Here is a 16,585-nt window from a genome sequence, read left to right on the forward strand (position 1 = left end):
ATGCGGCAACAGCCGGATGCACGATTGTTGGCCGCCGGGTGACGGCGCGCCCTGGAAGCGGGAAAGTGTGATGGAACTGAATAAGATCATTAAAGAGATTGGCCGTGGCAAGAATCACGCACGCGATATCGACTTTGACACTGCCGTGGCGCTTTACAGCGCGATGCTGGCGGACGAGGTGCCGGATCTCGAACTGGGTGGCGTGCTGATTGCGCTGCGCATCAAAGGCGAAGGGGAAGCAGAGATGCGCGGCTTCTACCACGCGATGCAGCAGCGCATGATGCGGCTGCAGGCCCCGGCACAGCGTCCGATGCCCATCGTCATTCCCAGCTATAACGGCGCGCGTCGCCAGGGCAACCTGACGCCGCTGCTGGCGCTGCTGCTGGTGAAGCTCGGTTTTCCGGTGTTGCTGCACGGCGTCAGCGACGACCCAACCCGCGTAACCAGCGAAGCGGTGCTGGCGGCGCTGGATATTGCGCCGGTGACCAGCGCGCAACAGGCGCAGGCGAAACTCGACGCTGGCGAGCTGGCGTTCATCACCATCGATGATTTATGTGCGCCAATGGCTAAACAGCTGGCGCTGCGCTGGCGCATGGGCGTGCGCAACAGCGCGCACACGCTGGCCAAGCTGGCGACGCCGTTTGCCGAACGCGCCGCGCTGCGGCTGGCGAGCGTGTCGCATCCGGAATATGTGCCGCGCGTGGGGAAATTCTTCCAGGATATCGATGCACCGGCCATTCTGCTGAACGGCACTGAAGGAGAGGTCTATGCCAATCCGCAGCGCTGCCCGGCGATTAATTATATTCGTGGTGCTGGCGCAGAATGTAGCGCGGCGAAATTTTTCGCACGGAAAAGCAGATTGTTTTGCACTTATAAAATGCTGAAAAAGGTTAGCTTATGCACGATGCAAAAATAATCACCTCGTGCGAGGTGATTAGTTGAAAGAAAAGTACTAAGTCGGCAATCTTGGCTAATGAGTCAGGATGGTGTAGGCATTCCCATCCGGGTAAGCATGTCCATCCCGTTCCAGTAATCCTTATAACGCGGGTCGCTCTCATCAACGATGCCCTGATTAGGCCAGATTTCAGGGTCCTGAGCACAGCTAAAAATCGAGACTATTAATGTCTGCTTTTCATCTGAAAACTGCACATAAATATCCACGCACCGCCCCTCTTAGAAAGTGTAACCGGAAACGCTGAAAGCATATGTGCCGGAGGCAGAGCTTACAGTCTGATAATACAGGGTTTGAGCAGTAATAACTGGCATATCTCCTGCTATGTAGCTGGATGTGGTTCCCTGTGTAGCTACTGCAGTTGCCCCAAGAGTACCTATCCCGGAGGGCGATGGAGAGATGATTGCACCAACCCCATTCGCCGCACTATTCTGAGAAACATTAAGAGTGCCAGAAAGAGTTTTTGCATTTTTAGGAACAACAGCTGCAATTGAGAAAGCCTGATATCCGGATGTATTGGCAGTAGTGTTAAGCGTGTTAGTTCGAACAATACAGATTTTGCGATCCGTCTGATAACCAATCACGAATTGAGATGAAGACACCCCCCAGACACTTAGCAGTGCCGACGCCGTGTAACCGGCTGGCAGGTTAACGCCGCTATAAACCTCTGGCACCGCCGAAGATGTTGCATTCACAGCGAGAAGAGCTGAAGCGCCAGTCGAAGGATTGTAAATGGCATAAATTGCTACAAATCCATTTGCCGGAACGATGCCTGTATCCATTCCGCCTGCACCTGAAGATGCCAGATTTATTGTTTTACTGAAACCTGCGATTCTGTATTGGCTTCCCCCCAGCGCATCTTCCACGATTACTTCATCAGCGGTTACGTTAGCGGTTGCTGATGCAGCTGCGACATTGATAATTAAATTTCTGGTGTGTCCTACCAGTCCGCTCAGTGAGGTAGTCAACTGCTTCAGATTTACAGCGTGTCCGGGCTTACTGGCAGTCGGGACCTGAATAGGCCCTGTCGTATTCTGCGACATCAGCAGGAAGGATTTTTTGTTATCCGACCATACTACGGAAATGACCCCTTTTGATGCGCCAATTTCACCACCTTGCAACGGGCCAGATGCACCAAGTACAGGCCAGGCTGCCATGGAGCTGACTTTTAAGGTGACGGGACCGGTATTTACCGCAGCACAGGAAATATCAAAAACCTGCCCATCTGTAAGGACTGTTAAATCAGGTTTTGGAGAAATCACTAAATTATTAGCGGTACCTGTATCGACAAGGTAATTGTTGTTAGTGAGTAACAACAGGCGCTTAACGGCGGCAAGAACCTGCCCAGAACTACCTGCATCAGGCTCCATACCGGCGGCAGTCAAAAAGGCAATAAGCTCAGCCTGAGCGTCACGAATGGCGGACTGGTTATTATTGAGGAAATCAGCCGTTACAATGGTGCCTTTCTCACCTGTCAGAGGGTTGCCGTTATGGAAAAGATTGTCAGAACTGTCAATAGGTGGCATGAGTGGTTGCATCAGACCTCCTCCTCATAAGTGAAATAGCAGTAGGTGTGAGCGGGTTTGAGGTTCTCGAAAATAGACTCCAGAACCTTATCGCCAAAGGTTGAGAGCCGCTCACCGGGAAGTGAGGCACCAGCGCGGAAGTAATACACCGACACACTTGAGCTCACGTTTACGGCCCAGACATAAATGATTTCCGGCACGTACAGCACATCACCTGCGCTGTTAATACCTGCCCTGAATGGCTCAAATTCATCAATAGTGATGGTATAGCCCGCTGTGGCCGCCAGCTTAATAAAGTAAGCACGGCTAAGCCCGCCCGTTTCAGCAAGCTTTATCAGTACAGCCTCAAGCCGCTGCTGCCATGAATCATCACTGCCTGGGGTCAGATCAAGAACGCGCTCCCAGTCCGCCAGCATGCCATCAGCAAAAAGCGGTGTAACAGCTCCGGCAATATCATCAGCGAACATCGAAACCAGTGAGAAGGCGTTACCCTCTGCGGTAATTTCAGCATTCAGGGCCTTCTGTTCTGCCCGATAGGCAACGAGAGGAAGCAGTGACGCAAGCAGGTCGCGATAATTCATAGCTGCGTCACCGTGATGGTACCGGCGCGGATCCATTCCACCACAGCGGCACTGACCTCCGGCTGAACGTTCCCGGCAGGTGATGAAATGATGCGGTCAGTGATGCCGGTGATATTGGTGATAACGCCTTCGGCCTGCGATTTTATGAACGCCTCACCCGGCTCCAGATTATCAGTGAATGTTGTCAGGTCGGTGATGACGCTTTCCTGTCCAGCCTCGAAGGTGATGCCGTCAACGCTGATGGCCGCTGTGATATCTACCATGCGGAACGTCGGGGCCAGCACAAGCGTATCCTTTGCCGTCACCGGGCGCTGCTCATCAATATATGCCTGGCAGGCGGCGATGATGGCTGCTGATGGCATCCCCCCGGCAGAGGTGATCACCACGTCAACGGTACCCAGTCCACGGCGCAGCGGATATACGTAGGCCGCCGTGACGCCATCAACTGAAAGAGCCCAGCGACGATAATCATATTTGTTGCCGCCCGCAGGAGGACGACGGATAACATCGAGTAACCGCTCAAGCAGTGAGGCATCGGTTTCCGCATCGGTGCCGCCCGTCAGCGGTCCGATCACGACAGTACTGTCAAAGCCAACGGGAGGTGTTGAAAACGTGCCGGTCACCTCTGTGCTGCTGTTTCCCGCCGTGCCAGCCGTTGAGAACTGAACCGCTACGGTGCCATTGCCGTCACTGTCGGTGGTCACGTCTGCGGTGGTGACATAGTTCAGCGAGCCACGGGTGATGACCTGACCCGCTGCCGCTGTTGTATTGGGCTCCGCCGTCACTTTTGCGGTACCGCTGGCCGTGGTGGCCGATTTACGGTAGAGGCCGCGCACGCGTGCATGCCAGACCAGAAACTCGGTATCGGCGGTATCGGGGAAAATCTGGCGGACAATCCACGCCTGATGCTGATAAAGGCCGGTTGCCACGCTGGCAACGGAGGTGGCGCGGATCCAGTTGTCGCTGTCTTCTGTGATATCGGCGTCGGTATTCAGATTCTGAATGTCGCGGAGGATATCGCTGCGGATTTTCTCAAATGCCGGAACAATAAAAGGCATTATGCAATCCTCACCGGGTGCTTGAAGGTAATACGCTCATCGTTGGCCTGAACCACGGTGACGTGCAGAAGGAGCCAGCCCGGCTCACCGGAAAATGTCTCCACGGTCACAGACTTTGCGCGGCCATCGGTGTCAGCAGTAAGAGGCGCAAGCGCCTCCTCGGCATACTGACGGGCAAGCTTGTGAACGCGCGTTACATCTTTCTCCCTCCTCAGCAGGTGAAGCTTTGAGCCGATTGACGGATTGGCCCAGTACGAGCCGAGCGGAATCATCAGGCGAAGATAAACCGCATTCGCCAGCGTCGTCGTGCTCGTGCCGGTGTAATCACCGGTTGTCGGGTCAATGAGTCTTTCCATAGGCTGTCATGGTGACAGTGAGCCGGAAAGAAAATAATGTGAGGGGGTTCAGTGACAATGCTGCCCGCAGGCAGCACTTACATGGATTGGTTGGGCTTGTTGGTCGTACCGCCGCCGTCACCGTTTTCAGGATGGGTGTGGTCGTTGTAGGTCGAGCGCAGTTTACTGATGGTGGATTTTCCGTCGGAGACTTCGTTAGTCCCGTGCAGCTCCGGCGTATCGAACTCAGCGCCTTTTGATGCGGCCACGTTAAAATCCTCTGTGGTCACGTCGTACTGCTTACACCTGACCCTGTATATATCGCAATCCACCTCCACAATGCGACCCCTTTTTATGGCGACATAAGCCCCGTCCATGGAGTAAATCGCCATCTCACCGCTTACCAGCTGCGTGATGCGGTACTTCTCATGCTCGGTGGCAATTATCAGCGAGTGGGAGGTTTGCCCGCCCAGCGGCAGCACAATACACTGCGTGCCCGCTGGCGGATTAGAGGTAAAGCCGAAGTGCTGAAACAGCTCGGCGTCCTGCAGCTGCTCCCCGGCGAGGGCATTAACCTGCGCCTGCTGGATTTTAACGGCGCTGTTAACGCGCGTTAAACGGCCCCTGAAAGCGCGACGGATGCCCGTCATTGCGCGACGGATGCGTGAATCAACCTGGTCCCACATCGACTATCCCCAGTTCTTTGCTGTGTTTTTTCTTCGCATGGCGCGCCTTGCGTTTCTTCGGATACGCATCCGGTATCCAGATGCCGTCCTCTTTGAGGCGCAGCGTGGACTGCGTGGCGGACATGCGCCCACCGACAAACTCCCGGCCCATCATGAAAAACACCGCATCAATCTCGTGCGGTTCGCTGATGACGTGAACGCGCTGGCCCGGCTGCCACAGCACGCCGTCAGATGTGCGGTGACCTTTGACCACGGCGGAAAGGGTGTAGCCTGCGAGCCTTGCATCGGCCATCAGCTTACGGGCGCGGTACTGAACCTGCGCGAGGTCGTCGGCATCGTGCATCTGGATGACCTGCGGGCGGTAGTGCGTGATGCCGCTGTCTCTGACGGTAAAGCGCAGGCCATGAAAGCCCGTTTCGGCGTTCCCGGTGGTCAGCGTGGTGGCAGAATCACTGTCATCACCATCGCTGACGGTACCCGTCGCACTGTCATCCACATCAACGATGCCGAGTGACTTCGTTTTTTGGGTGCTGTGGGCGTGCCCCTGTGCCAGCACCGTCAGCTCGGAATAGCTGCGCTCCTCACTCATCTCCTCATCAAGGCTGATGAGGTTATTGCCTTTGCCATCGCGGCGCAGGATAAGCGTGGCAACCGGCGCTGCGGTGTAATCCGGCCCGCCGATAACCAGCGTGCCATCCGGGCGAAACCACGGCCAGAGACCTCGCCCCGCGCAGGCGCGCAGCAGCGTATCCCATGCGCGCTCACCCGGCTCGACGCTTACTTTGTCATTACGGGTGGATGACTCCGCATGTAGCTCAATAGCGGTAATGCCGAGCGGCCTGACCACGCGGGCTATCACATCTTCCAGGCTCATCTGGCGTCCGGTAAACACCGGCGCGGCGCAGTCAACCAGAATGGCTGCACCGTCACGCCCCATAATCGAGATGGTGACCTGCTCTTTCGCAACGTGGCGACGCACGCGGTCAACGCGCCCCGACATCACCACATCATTACCGACCCGCACCTGAACGGCCACACCGCGCTTCACGTCTGACGGAAAGATGCCGGAAGGCAGACCGAGCCGCATCGACCAGGCATCCGCAGGGATAAGGAAATCGCTGTCCACGCTGTAGCTGGTCCAGTCGCTGTGCACCTTGCCACCAATGACCACGGACACCTTATCAAGGTCGATATCCTTTGATGCCAGCTTATTCTGAATAGGCATAGAGCATATCTCCGGCGATGAGGTTATTCGGATCACGCAGTGACGGATTCAGCAGCTGTAGCTCTGTGGCACGGGTGTAATCGCCGTACCACAGATGCGCAATCAGATGCAGGTTACCGGCGCTTTCCACCCTGCGAACGGTCAGCGGCGGGCGCGCCTGAATCAGCGCGGTACCCATCACCTGCAGTGACAGCGCGATATCACGCAGCAGGTCAATCACCGGCTGGTAATCGAGCGCCACTTTCGTTGGGGCGCTGCTGACGCTGTCCATTTCGCCGCTGTAGGCGTCTCGACTGGCATCGATGGCGTTCTTAATCGCCTGACGAGCATCATTGGTGATCTGCTCAATGTCATCCGGCGTAAGAACGGCGGTGATTGCCTCATCGGAAAGGAATGAGGAAGCCTGCTGTGAGAGCTCAATCGCCACTGAGGTGAGCACCATGACACGAAGCTCTTTAATGTCCGCCGGGGTGATGTTGGCAGGCATATCCACCGGCGCGGTAACCTCCCCGCTGATGAGGTCATCAGGCAGGGTGGCAACTGAGGTGGACTGCGCATTGATGGCCGACCAGTCCGCCATGGCAACGGCTGGTGCTGCGGTGTATACCGTGCCGCTATCGCTGACAGACGTTGAGGCCTGAGAGCTGCGCAGGCTCAGCGAGGAAAGAATGTCATTCATGAATGACGATGGAAAGTTCACAAAGTCAGTGGTGCTGCTGGTAAAGCCAGTCACCTCACTGCGCAGCACGGCCACCATGTTCAGCGCCGTCACGCCCAGCGCCTTGACGCGGCTCATGTAGCGGCGTGCGGTGCGCAGCGGTGACAGCGCGCTCTCCATCAGTGATGAAGACCTGTCCAGCAAGTCCTGCACGCTGTTAAAAATGGCGTCAGCCTGGCTGAGCGGCCAGTCACGTGCAAAGAACGGATTACCTGTGCTGTGCTGCAGGAACTGGATATCAATGGTGCAGTAGTCCGGGTCTTCCTCATCATGGTTAACCTGGTACAGTCGCACCTGCATGTTCGGCATTGAGCCAAAGACGGGGTGGATCAGCTCACCGGCACCGCGTGTATCCAGCGCCTTAATCAGCGCCTGCAGCGTGGTCTCGTAGCTGTCACCCCAGATAACGGCCTGCAGCTGCAGGCTGCGGGGATTCGCGCCGAGGTCCTCTAGATCTGCACCGTCGAGATACGGATAGCTGCTTTCGCCCAGCGCACGCTCTACACTGTCGCGGGTGTTTTTGACGTCGAAGCGGACGCCCCGGAACGCGGCATCCTGCAGTGAATCAGACCATGCCATTAATGCGGACCTCCCTGCGGACCACGACTGCCGTTATGTGAGTTGGCATCGTTGACGGCCTCGGCCAGCACTTTGCCGTCAACGGTCAGCTGAATAAGTTGGGGCTGCGGTGCAGCTGCAGGAGCTGGCTGCGCGAACGGCGGAACCGGGTAACCATTGGCGGTACTCGGCATCTTGATCGCGGTGGGTGATGACCACCATGACTGAACCTCATCCCATGCATCAAGCAATCCAGGCTGGCCGGTTTTTAGATCCCGCAGGCGGCTCATCGTGTCTGTATCTTTACCGGACTGCACGCGCGCACGCGCAGCTGCGTCACCGCGTTCAACCTGAACCAGTGGCGCATCTTCTGCAGCCTGCCAGAGAGCCAGGGGGGCCATAATTCGGCCTGCCCAGCGACCTGCGAATTTAAGAGCCGAAGCACCATCGGTTTTTAAGACTCTCTGAAGTAATCCACCACCTGTAGATGCAACTTCTGCGCCTGTCGTCAGACTACCTAAAGAGCCTACAAACTTAACACCTGCAAAAGTTATAGCTGCTGCTGTCATAGCTTTAATTGCAAGTTCTGCTCCCGCCATTGCTTTAGTTAACCCCGGGTAAGCGTTTCCATAATCAGTTAGTTCCTGTGATAGTTGCGCCATCACTTCCGATAAAGGCTTGACTGCATCCATTTGGGCAAAGTCACGTGTATTGTTTAACTGGTTAAATTTATATTGTCCTGTACCTTCAATTAAATCGAAGTTTTGTTCACCCGCTTGCTTCTCAAGTGGCAGATTTCTTTCGCCGTTAACCCCCTGAATCACGCTCTGCGCATATTGCTTGTTAGCGCGGTATGCAACGAGAGCCATTAATGCCTGACGGTCAGCAACAATCTGACCAATAGCAGAGCCCTCAAGTAATTTTGCCTGAGACTCCATTATCTCTCTGCGCCCACCTTCATCGGTGGTGCTATTTAATTTTGATTCTAACTTTTTATAAGCGGGGTTGTTCCCGACAACTTTATCAACAATCCCGCTAAATGCGTCAATGGCATTAATTCCTTTCCCCCTCGCTGCAACGAGTGAGCCGGGCAAATCAATGCCTTTACCATTGTATTTAATTCTTGCTGCAGCATTTGAGGCATCCTGACTATTAATTTTTGTCAGGAGGTTAACGAAGTTATTACCGGCCTCATCGGGCGTGCCCGCTGAAATCATGGATGCCTGATTGACGCCCAGCATGACGCCAAAATCCCCCAAACCTCGCATGCCCAGAGAGTTAGCGGCAGCCAGCTGCTGTGGCAACCATTTAGCCATATCTTTTAGCTCAAATGACCCTAGCTGACCGGCTTTAATAGACATGTTTAGTGCTGTAGGGATCTGCTCATCTGAGATACCGAAGTTTTGTTTAAGACGAATAGCAATCTGTGCCAGGTCGCTCGGCTCAGCGCCAGTTGCGGTTGAATATTTTTGCAGAGTTGGCAGCAGTCGCTCTGCCGATTTGAAATCAACGGCACCAGATGCAAGCAAGGTATTTAATGTTTCAGCCGCGCTTTCTTTATTTCCTCCACCCACAGTCACGGAACGGCGAATAAGCTGATCCATTGATTTCATTCCGGCGCGCCTGCCCGCTGTATCCTCATCCCCAAAAGCGGTATTTGCCATATCAGCCAGACGGTATTCATATCCCACCTGGTTTTTAATCGACGGCGCGACTACGGCCCCTGCAGCTACAACTCCTCCTGCAATGGCGGTGGCATTACTGCCCCAGTTGCGGGCACGGTCCATACGCGACATAGCCTGACCTGCACCGGTGAGCTCGTTGCGCAGGTTGGCAACCTTGCGGGTCATGGCGTCGAACGCGCGCGACTGCTCCTGTGCGGTCATGGTGCCGGTGCGCAGCAGGCGCATGTAAGCCGCCTGCGTCTGTGAGATTTCACGCTGGATGGTACGCTCAGAGCGGATGCCGAGCGTTTCACGCGCGGATGCGGCGCGGCGGTATTCCTGCTGGAGCACGCGTGAACCACGGGTGGTATTCTGCAGGTTTTCCTGCTCGCTGCGCGCCGCGTCGTCCGAGGCCTTTTTGTTGGCGTTAATCTGACGGTTAATATCGCTGAGCGACTGACGAAGGACCTTTGAACCCTGATCGCGCGCCAGCAGCGTCATTGCAAGCTTTAAGTCACGGGCCATTTAACGCTTCCTCTTTTTACTGCGGCGCATCGATTTGGTATGCGTGGTGCGGGCAGGCTTCTTCCCGTGAAGACTGCCCAGCGCATCGAGATAGCCCGTCAGCTCAGACAGGCTCATTCGCTCTACGGCGTCGGGGGTGATGCCGTGCTGTCCGAGGACGAGGGTGACTTTTCGGAATCCGGCGAGTCCGGCTTCGAGGGCATCCGCTTTTTTTTAAGGCCCGTCAGCTCGGCATCGATGAGGTCAAAGTCCTCATCGGTCAGCCCGTCGAGCAGCAGCTCCGCCGTAATCTCCTCTTTAGTTAGCGGGCCCAGAGCCTCCAGCGCCTCAGCCATCACCGCCGCGCGGTAATACATCGCAGCGGGCGGGCTGTCGGTCTCACCCATGGCCTCGAACGTGACGGCCAGCGCGTTAACGGTATGGCGGATAACGGGCAGTACCACGGTGTAGTCATAGTGAATGGCGTCGCCTACGGCGACACCATACATCAGTTTGCCTGCAGCCTTCATGCGCCATTCACCTTACGCAGCGACTGGATAGTCAGGTCGCGGCGGGCTTCGTTGTCAACGGTATACTGCTCGCCGGTCTGCGTGGTAAAGCAGTCCAGATAGCTGTACTTGGGTTTGCCGTCCATGTTCATGATGGTGAGCTTTGAGCCCTCCATCGCATCCCAGTCCGGTTCCGCCTGATTCTCCGGAATGACCACGGTCACGGTCAGCTGAAACTCAGCGATACCCCTTGCAAACCCTTTCGCGCGCCCGGTGCGGTTCATGGTCTTGACCAGCTTGCGCCCGGTGTTGGTCTGGGTGCGGATATCGGTACATTCGATTTCCGCCCCATCCATGTAGAGCACAATCGCGCCCACGTATTCTTCAAGTGCCATTTAAGGGCTCCTTATAAGTAAAGGTCGATGACACCGGCGAACACGTGCAGGCCGTTGACCACGTCTGACGGAATGCGGGCATTGATGCGGTTATTATCCTGGCTGTCGCGCTCTACGATGAGCTTGTCCTTGTTGTCTTCGACGTTCTCCAGAATCTCCAGCTCCTCAAGCTTGAGCAGCACGTCATAGAGCTCGCTTTCGACCAGCGGCGGCGTGCGCGTGGAGAGCTTGCTGCGCGGGAAGCGCAGCGCAATACGCTCACGACAGGCCTTGCGCACGTAATCCAGCGTGCGGATGGTAGTCAGGTCGAGCAGCGACACGTCATCCACGCCGGTTGCGTTGCGGGTGTAAGTGGTGATGGCGCGCACAATCTGTACGGTGTCACCGGGTCCCACCTCAAACGGCGTCAGACCGTTGTGCAGCGCGCTTTCCTGCTCGGTACGTCCCGGACGGCTGGTAATCTCGGTGACATCGAGCGCCATCGTCAGGGTGTTGAGCGGACGCGCCGGATCTTCCTCGCTGGCGATGACTGCACCATACGCCGCTGCAATCTCAGCGGGCAGCATCATTGAACCGTTGTGCCAGCCCAGCGTAATGCGCCCGCTGTTAAGGCTGGATGCGAGCGTAATGCCGGTGGCAAGGCTTGCCGACCAGCCCGCCACGCCTACCGCTCCGCGCTGCTCCATCGGACCCGACACAAATTCCAGGTGCGTGCGGAGCGCCGTCAGCGCGGCCTGAGTGGCAAACGGGCTGATAATGATGTTATGACCGCCCGCGACCATGTGCGACAGCGCTGCTGTCAGGTCAGCGTCAATGTCGCCCCCGCTCATCGCAGCGATGGCGGTGGTCACGCCTGTGGCGGTGGACTGTGCACGCAGCGTGATACCGTTACCGGCAAGACCTTTGTTTTTCGCCGTCAGCGTGACCACGCCCGCCTGAACGGTAGCGGTGACCGGCAGGCCCGGCAGGTTACTGATTGCTGCAGCCAGCGCGGCGGCGATGATGGCCGGAGTGTCCGTCGCGCTCACGGCCACATCTACGCGGGTGTTGCCGACCCAGAGCGACACCACGCCCTGCGAGCTCGCCGAACCGGACAGCGTCAGCGTGCCGGACGCGGCCACACCGGCGGCAGCATCGCTGATGCCAATCATGGTGAGGTCAAGATACGCATAGCTTTTGATGGCCGCGATGCTCATCAGGTGCGCCAGCGAACCCGCGCCAAAATAGGTAGCGGCTTCGTCGGCGCTGAATACGCTCACGGCTTCAAGCGGCGCTTTGGTACCGGATTCGAGCATCGGGGCCAGCACCAGCACTTTTTGTGCGTTAGCAGGCAGGGTACGCACGGCGAGCTTCGTATTGAACTCAATGTACTGACCCGGCTTGCGGATGCTGGCGGGGATGTTGTCAAAAGAGACGTTAGGGCTTGCCATTATTTCGCTCCGTTCTCGCCGCTGGTAGATTCAGGCCCGGTTTTCACAGCCGGAGCAGCCATCTCGCTGAGCGCTGCTTTCACCGCTGCTGTCGCTTTGGGGGCGTCCGCTGCCGGCGCGTTTTCCTCCACGCGCTCAAGGTCGCCGTCGGCAATACGGCGCAGGTAGTAAGCGGATTCCGCCACCTCCAGCGCCTCACCGTCCGGCACGTAGCGGCGCGGATTATCCTCGCGGGGCACCTGTACGCCGGTTTTAGCTTTTACTTTCATGGCTGATGATGTCCTCTGCCGCCGGGGGCTCTTTGCCACCCAGCAGATAATTAAGGTTGGTGCTGAGCCATTCCGGGTCGTCCGGGCTGGTCGCAGCGGAATAATCACTGAAAATGCGGTCATCATGACCTGCTGGCAGGTCAGCTGCAGACAGCGGAAACCGGCCGTTTTCCAGCGCTACCTGGTCAAACCGCGTATCGAACTCACACGCAAAAACCGACATGGCGTGATTTTCTATCTCGGTATTGAACAGGGTGCGCACGGCACCCGGCATCAGAAAGTCAATCGGCAGACCGAGGTCCTGACGCCCCAGCAGGCGGCGGATGGCATACACCAGCTGATAAGAGCCCACTTCGTTTTTGGCCGCGCCACCGTGTCGGGTGGCCTCATCGCTGCGTACGCTGCGCGTACCCGCAATCACCACAAACCGTCCCTTGTCGCGCCACTTATTGCGCGCGGTTGAGAGCAGCTCGCTGCCCTGAATTCCGCCAAAGGTGACCCAGACGGCGGGCAGTTGGCGGATAACTCTGGCAGGCTCACCATCCAGCTCGCCGCTGTAGGACCTGACCTCACGGACCAGCTCACCCAGTCCCTGTTTAAGGCGGGCAATCATGGCGTTCTCAATCTGGGTGATGATCAAAACGCACCTCCACCGGTCTCATCGCGTCCGAACAGACGTCCGCCGGACGTGAAGCGGGCGCGGTTGGAACTTTCAGCGACGCTGCCATCAGACAGTCGCCCCAGCGTCACACGACCTGCCGCAACGCTTTCCAGAAAGCGGATGGCATCACGGAAGCGGTCCCGGATTTCATCGGTATTCTGCGTACCGGCTCCCGTCAGCTCATAACGGGCAATATCGCAGCAGATGCCGACCAGCACACCCGGCGTGTCCGTCCACGGAACCGGGTAACGTGATGCGAGGTAGGTATCGATGCGGGCTGACGCCCGCACCAGACCACCCGTAAGCACCTCGTCGTCAATAACACCGGTAAAGGCGCGGTCAGAGAGTGCCGTACACTCGTCCACCCCGAACGCCTTTACCATGTCATCCCGGCTCGCGTAGGTCATTTGGACTTCCCGCCTGCGCTGAGCTCATCCACCTGCTTCTGCAGGGCCTCTTTATCAGCGGTCAGCTGATCCACGCTCTTCTGCAGGGCATCCTTTTCCCCGGTCAGGGCCTTGACGCTTGCCTGCTGGGTGGTGAGTTCGGTGGTGAGTTTCTCCACCTGGTCTTTCAGCTGGCCGTTTTCGGTCTGCAGCTGTTTCAGCCCGTCTTCCAGCTGGCCCTGCGGTGCCTGCGCACCGTCGTACACCACGAGCATCGGCTCTGCCTTCAGCTCTGCAATCTGGGCGTCGGTAAATTTGCCGTCTTCCCAGACGACAGGGGTATCTTTATGCGCCACGCCGCAGCGCATAAAGCCGTTACGTTTGGCGGTGATCGTAATCTGACCCATTATGCGTCTACTCCCGTTGAGCCGAATGCCATCTGCCAGAAGCCATAGCCACCGTTGGAGCGGGCTTCGGCACCAAATTTGAATTTCTTGTTCAGGAACACCTGATCGCTGTCCATGTCCGTCTGCTCGACGAACACCGGTTTTTTACGCTCCTGATACACAATCGGCTTAACCGGCTTGCTCACGTCAAACAGATACCATTCGGTATCGGTAGCGAGACCCGGCCACACCAGCACCTTCGCCGTGCCCTTGTAGGTATTGGGCGTGTTGTCCGGGAAGCGGTCAGCGGTCATCAGGTAGTTGGCCACATCTTCCAGTGCCGGTGGCACAACCAGCAGGCCCGGCTGGATACGCAGGTTTTCACCCTCGTTATCCTTAAAGTTACGCATGGCCGCACGCGCTGCACCGTAGCCTGCCTGCGCTGCCGCAAGAGAGGTGACTGCAAGTTTTTTAGTGCTTTTGTTGGACTGCACGCCTTTGCCCACCGGGTGGTCGGTGTCAAAGAAATACTGACCGTCGTAACAGAGGCTGGTAAATCCGCCGCTCAGCAGGCGACCAATAATGTCTGCCGGAAGCTCCGCCGCTGACTGACCCGCACCCTGCGCCTGCTGCGCATAGCCCAGCATGGTGTCGTCTTCAATGTCGTTACGATCCACTTCGATGGTCGCTTCCCAGTCCTTGTTACGGATGGTGTAGCTGAATCCTTCGAGCTGCTTGACGACCTTTTCACCCAGCCATTCGCGCATTTTCGGGAAGCGGCTGAGCCAGGCATAGTTCTCTTCCTTCGTGGAAGATGGCACCACCATCGCAATCTGCGTCCAGTCCGTCGGCGTCTGGTTAAACGCGTTCTGGAAGGTGGACTTCAGGCCGACAAAGATGGTGCGCAGGTTCTGCTTGTTTACTAACACGGTGTTTCTCCTTAAATTTCGACCCAGACGCCGTCAGCATCGACGGCAACCACGGTACCTGCGACAGGGCGCGCATCAGCGTTGCTGGAACCCGCCACGGTGGTGCTGTCCACTACGTAACAGGCTTTGCCCACCATGGCCTGCGTGACCGCATCGGCGCTGCTGTTGGCAAAGGACCAGACCTTATGACGGCGCACGATCACCTGAACATCACCGGCATTACCGGCGGTGTTGTCGGCGTACTCATCTGACACGCCCACCACGGTCAGGGCGGCGGTGGCACTGGCCGGAACCGCCTGACCCGTTGCGTTAAGTGCGACCATATGACCGCCGTAAATCATGGTGGCGGCAGCAACGGGCTGAGGAACAAGCTCGCCGTTGCGGTAAGGGGTGTTGCGATCCATTACTCACCTTCCTGTTTGATGGACTCAGGGTCGATACCCAGCAGGCTGAGCACCGCAGGATTCAGCGCGTCATCGTCCTGCACGGACGGACGCGGCTTGATGCCCGTAGGCTGCTGGCCGAGTGTCTGGGTGCGGGACAGCGCGGCAATTTTCGGCTGGCTGTCGATGTGCTGACGCAGCTTAACCGGATCACTTTTACCCAGCGCCGTCGCCCACGCCTTCTGTGCGGGCAGCAGGCGGCCATCGGACAGCGCGGCAGCAATCAGCTCCTCGGACTGACGCAGGGTCAGCTGCGCAATCTGTTCATCGCCGCTGGCACGGGCCTGGCTGATCGCTTCATTCATGGTTTCCACCGTGACGAAGCGGGTCGGGTCAGGGGTTTCAACCTGCGCGGTCAGGGCAGCAACGTTAGATTCCAGCTTCGTAATGAAGTCGATACCGCTCGCCGCTGCCTGACTGTCCGCTGACTTGATTTTGTTAATCAGCTTCTGCAGCTCTGCGAGGATGTCGTCTTCGGTTGCCGACAGTGGCAGGCCGAGGAACCAGCGCAGCTGCTCCAGTAATTCATCCATCATTGAGTCCTCATTGGTAGTGGCTGCAATGAGCGATGCGGCGGCGAGCATGACCTCGTCCATATCGTCCAGCGCAGGGGTATTGGTCAGGGCCGCGTTGATGAGAGACGTGACTCTGCCTTCTTTGTCATAAAGAAAGACGGGGGAAATAAAACGGTACTCTTTCGCTTCGATGTGCGAGGCAGCGGCGGCAGTCCAGTCAACGCCGGTGGCAAACAGGCCTTCGCCTTCGCGCCACTCCAGTTGTTTGAACCAGCCAGAGGCCGGAGCAGGCTGGCCGTTCTTTGCCGCACGCAGGGTCTGATGCTCGTAATCCAGCACGTAAGGCGTGGAGCGGGCATCCGCAGCGGCAATCAGCGTGGCCGCAATGGATGCGTCGATATACCAGCCCTCAGGGCATTCCTCGGGACGGCCATCCTGCGCACGAAAGTAGCCTGCCGGTAACAGCTGGATTTCGTTGGGGCTGGTGCTGGTGAGTGCCAGCGAGAGTGAAGCGATACGTGTTTTCATGCTGCCGACAATACGCGACTGTCAGCAGAGGAATCAGGTGAAGGGGTTCAGTGGATTATTCGGGTGCGTTATCAGATGGTTTACGGTTGGGAGCGCCCGACTGCAGATGCGCTTTTCGCTGCTGACGCACCCAGCGGTCCAGATATCGATCCGTCAGCTTTTCGGCTACCCAGAACAGGACCCTGCAGACGATGCCGATAACAATCCATTGTGTCAGCGTAAAGTAGTCAAGAAAGGCTTTGAAGGTCTCCATAATTCTCCGCAGATGACATTTCGGCGCTATAAGATGAATCCGGTATCGCCAGACGTTTTTAAACCGCTTTTAAA

The 16,585-nt window shown here is 57.2% G+C and carries 20 protein-coding genes and 1 pseudogene; 1 reads left to right on the forward strand and 20 read right to left on the reverse strand.

The features are described from left to right. Positions 1-70: 70 nt before the first annotated feature. Positions 71-823: pseudogene (gene ybiB, locus CBW22_RS07430) on the forward strand (DNA-binding protein YbiB); the annotation flags it as partial. 155 nt (positions 824-978) lie between these two features. Here the strand turns inward: ybiB and CBW22_RS07435 are convergent. From CBW22_RS07435 to CBW22_RS07530, 20 genes are all read right to left on the reverse strand, one after another. Beyond that, entirely contained in the window at positions 979-1,161 is a 183-nt protein-coding gene (locus tag CBW22_RS07435; protein WP_088516335.1) for a hypothetical protein, read from the reverse strand. 12 nt (positions 1,162-1,173) lie between these two features. After that, the gene (locus tag CBW22_RS26475) at positions 1,174-2,490 is read right to left on the reverse strand and encodes a hypothetical protein (RefSeq protein WP_217899515.1); all 1,317 of its coding nucleotides are present in this window, start codon (positions 2,488-2,490) and stop codon (positions 1,174-1,176) included. Continuing rightward, positions 2,490-3,059, reverse strand: a complete 570-nt coding sequence (locus CBW22_RS07445) for a YmfQ family protein (protein ID WP_088516336.1) — start codon at positions 3,057-3,059, stop codon at positions 2,490-2,492. The genes CBW22_RS26475 and CBW22_RS07445 overlap by 1 nt, the downstream gene beginning before the upstream one ends. Then, complete coding sequence (locus tag CBW22_RS07450) at positions 3,056-4,117, reverse strand: baseplate J/gp47 family protein (protein WP_088516337.1); 1,062 nt, start codon at positions 4,115-4,117, stop codon at positions 3,056-3,058. The genes CBW22_RS07445 and CBW22_RS07450 overlap by 4 nt, the downstream gene beginning before the upstream one ends. Next, the gene (locus CBW22_RS07455) at positions 4,117-4,473 is read right to left on the reverse strand and encodes a phage GP46 family protein (RefSeq protein WP_088516338.1); all 357 of its coding nucleotides are present in this window, start codon (positions 4,471-4,473) and stop codon (positions 4,117-4,119) included. Before CBW22_RS07455 ends, CBW22_RS07450 begins: the two co-directional genes overlap by 1 nt. Positions 4,474-4,550: 77 nt before the next feature. Next, on the reverse strand, positions 4,551-5,138 hold the full coding sequence (locus tag CBW22_RS07460) for a phage baseplate assembly protein V (protein WP_088516339.1): 588 nt from the start codon (positions 5,136-5,138) through the stop codon (positions 4,551-4,553). Beyond that, positions 5,122-6,363 carry a phage baseplate assembly protein gene (locus CBW22_RS07465; RefSeq protein WP_088516340.1) on the reverse strand — a complete coding sequence of 414 codons (1,242 nt, stop codon included), beginning with the start codon at positions 6,361-6,363 and terminating at the stop codon, positions 5,122-5,124. The genes CBW22_RS07460 and CBW22_RS07465 overlap by 17 nt, the downstream gene beginning before the upstream one ends. Then, a complete protein-coding gene (locus CBW22_RS07470) occupies positions 6,347-7,660 on the reverse strand; it encodes a DNA circularization protein (RefSeq protein WP_088516341.1) in 1,314 nt (437 codons plus the stop codon). The genes CBW22_RS07465 and CBW22_RS07470 overlap by 17 nt, the downstream gene beginning before the upstream one ends. Next, on the reverse strand, positions 7,660-9,828 hold the full coding sequence (locus CBW22_RS07475) for a phage tail tape measure protein (protein ID WP_088516342.1): 2,169 nt from the start codon (positions 9,826-9,828) through the stop codon (positions 7,660-7,662). The genes CBW22_RS07470 and CBW22_RS07475 overlap by 1 nt, the downstream gene beginning before the upstream one ends. Positions 9,829-9,950: 122 nt before the next feature. Further along, positions 9,951-10,337 carry a hypothetical protein gene (locus CBW22_RS26635; protein ID WP_254919480.1) on the reverse strand — a complete coding sequence of 129 codons (387 nt, stop codon included), beginning with the start codon at positions 10,335-10,337 and terminating at the stop codon, positions 9,951-9,953. Beyond that, positions 10,334-10,711: a phage tail protein gene (locus CBW22_RS07485; RefSeq protein WP_088516343.1), complete on the reverse strand. Its 378-nt coding sequence runs from the start codon at positions 10,709-10,711 to the stop codon at positions 10,334-10,336. The genes CBW22_RS26635 and CBW22_RS07485 overlap by 4 nt, the downstream gene beginning before the upstream one ends. A gap of 11 nt (positions 10,712-10,722) precedes the next feature. Further along, the gene (locus tag CBW22_RS07490) at positions 10,723-12,141 is read right to left on the reverse strand and encodes a phage tail sheath C-terminal domain-containing protein (RefSeq protein ID WP_088516344.1); all 1,419 of its coding nucleotides are present in this window, start codon (positions 12,139-12,141) and stop codon (positions 10,723-10,725) included. Continuing rightward, a complete protein-coding gene (locus CBW22_RS07495; protein WP_088516345.1) occupies positions 12,141-12,410 on the reverse strand; it encodes a DUF2635 domain-containing protein in 270 nt (89 codons plus the stop codon). Before CBW22_RS07495 ends, CBW22_RS07490 begins: the two co-directional genes overlap by 1 nt. Beyond that, positions 12,394-13,050, reverse strand: a complete 657-nt coding sequence (locus tag CBW22_RS07500; RefSeq protein WP_088516346.1) for a DUF1834 family protein — start codon at positions 13,048-13,050, stop codon at positions 12,394-12,396. The genes CBW22_RS07495 and CBW22_RS07500 overlap by 17 nt, the downstream gene beginning before the upstream one ends. After that, positions 13,047-13,478, reverse strand: coding sequence for a gp436 family protein (locus CBW22_RS07505; RefSeq protein WP_088516347.1), 432 nt, complete (start codon positions 13,476-13,478; stop codon positions 13,047-13,049). Before CBW22_RS07505 ends, CBW22_RS07500 begins: the two co-directional genes overlap by 4 nt. After that, positions 13,475-13,864, reverse strand: a complete 390-nt coding sequence (locus CBW22_RS07510) for an HI1506-related protein (RefSeq protein ID WP_088516348.1) — start codon at positions 13,862-13,864, stop codon at positions 13,475-13,477. Before CBW22_RS07510 ends, CBW22_RS07505 begins: the two co-directional genes overlap by 4 nt. Continuing rightward, complete coding sequence (locus CBW22_RS07515) at positions 13,864-14,772, reverse strand: Mu-like prophage major head subunit gpT family protein (protein WP_088516349.1); 909 nt, start codon at positions 14,770-14,772, stop codon at positions 13,864-13,866. Before CBW22_RS07515 ends, CBW22_RS07510 begins: the two co-directional genes overlap by 1 nt. Before the next feature lie 11 nt (positions 14,773-14,783). Next, positions 14,784-15,176 carry a hypothetical protein gene (locus tag CBW22_RS07520; RefSeq protein WP_088516350.1) on the reverse strand — a complete coding sequence of 131 codons (393 nt, stop codon included), beginning with the start codon at positions 15,174-15,176 and terminating at the stop codon, positions 14,784-14,786. After that, positions 15,176-16,258, reverse strand: coding sequence for a phage protease (locus CBW22_RS07525; RefSeq protein ID WP_088516351.1), 1,083 nt, complete (start codon positions 16,256-16,258; stop codon positions 15,176-15,178). Before CBW22_RS07525 ends, CBW22_RS07520 begins: the two co-directional genes overlap by 1 nt. Before the next feature lie 55 nt (positions 16,259-16,313). Then, positions 16,314-16,511, reverse strand: a complete 198-nt coding sequence (locus CBW22_RS07530) for a hypothetical protein (RefSeq protein ID WP_088516352.1) — start codon at positions 16,509-16,511, stop codon at positions 16,314-16,316. Positions 16,512-16,585 lie beyond the last annotated feature (74 nt).

Origin of the sequence: Pantoea sp. VS1, assembly GCF_002207995.1 — a bacterium.
Taxonomy (GTDB): domain Bacteria; phylum Pseudomonadota; class Gammaproteobacteria; order Enterobacterales; family Enterobacteriaceae; genus Pantoea; species Pantoea dispersa.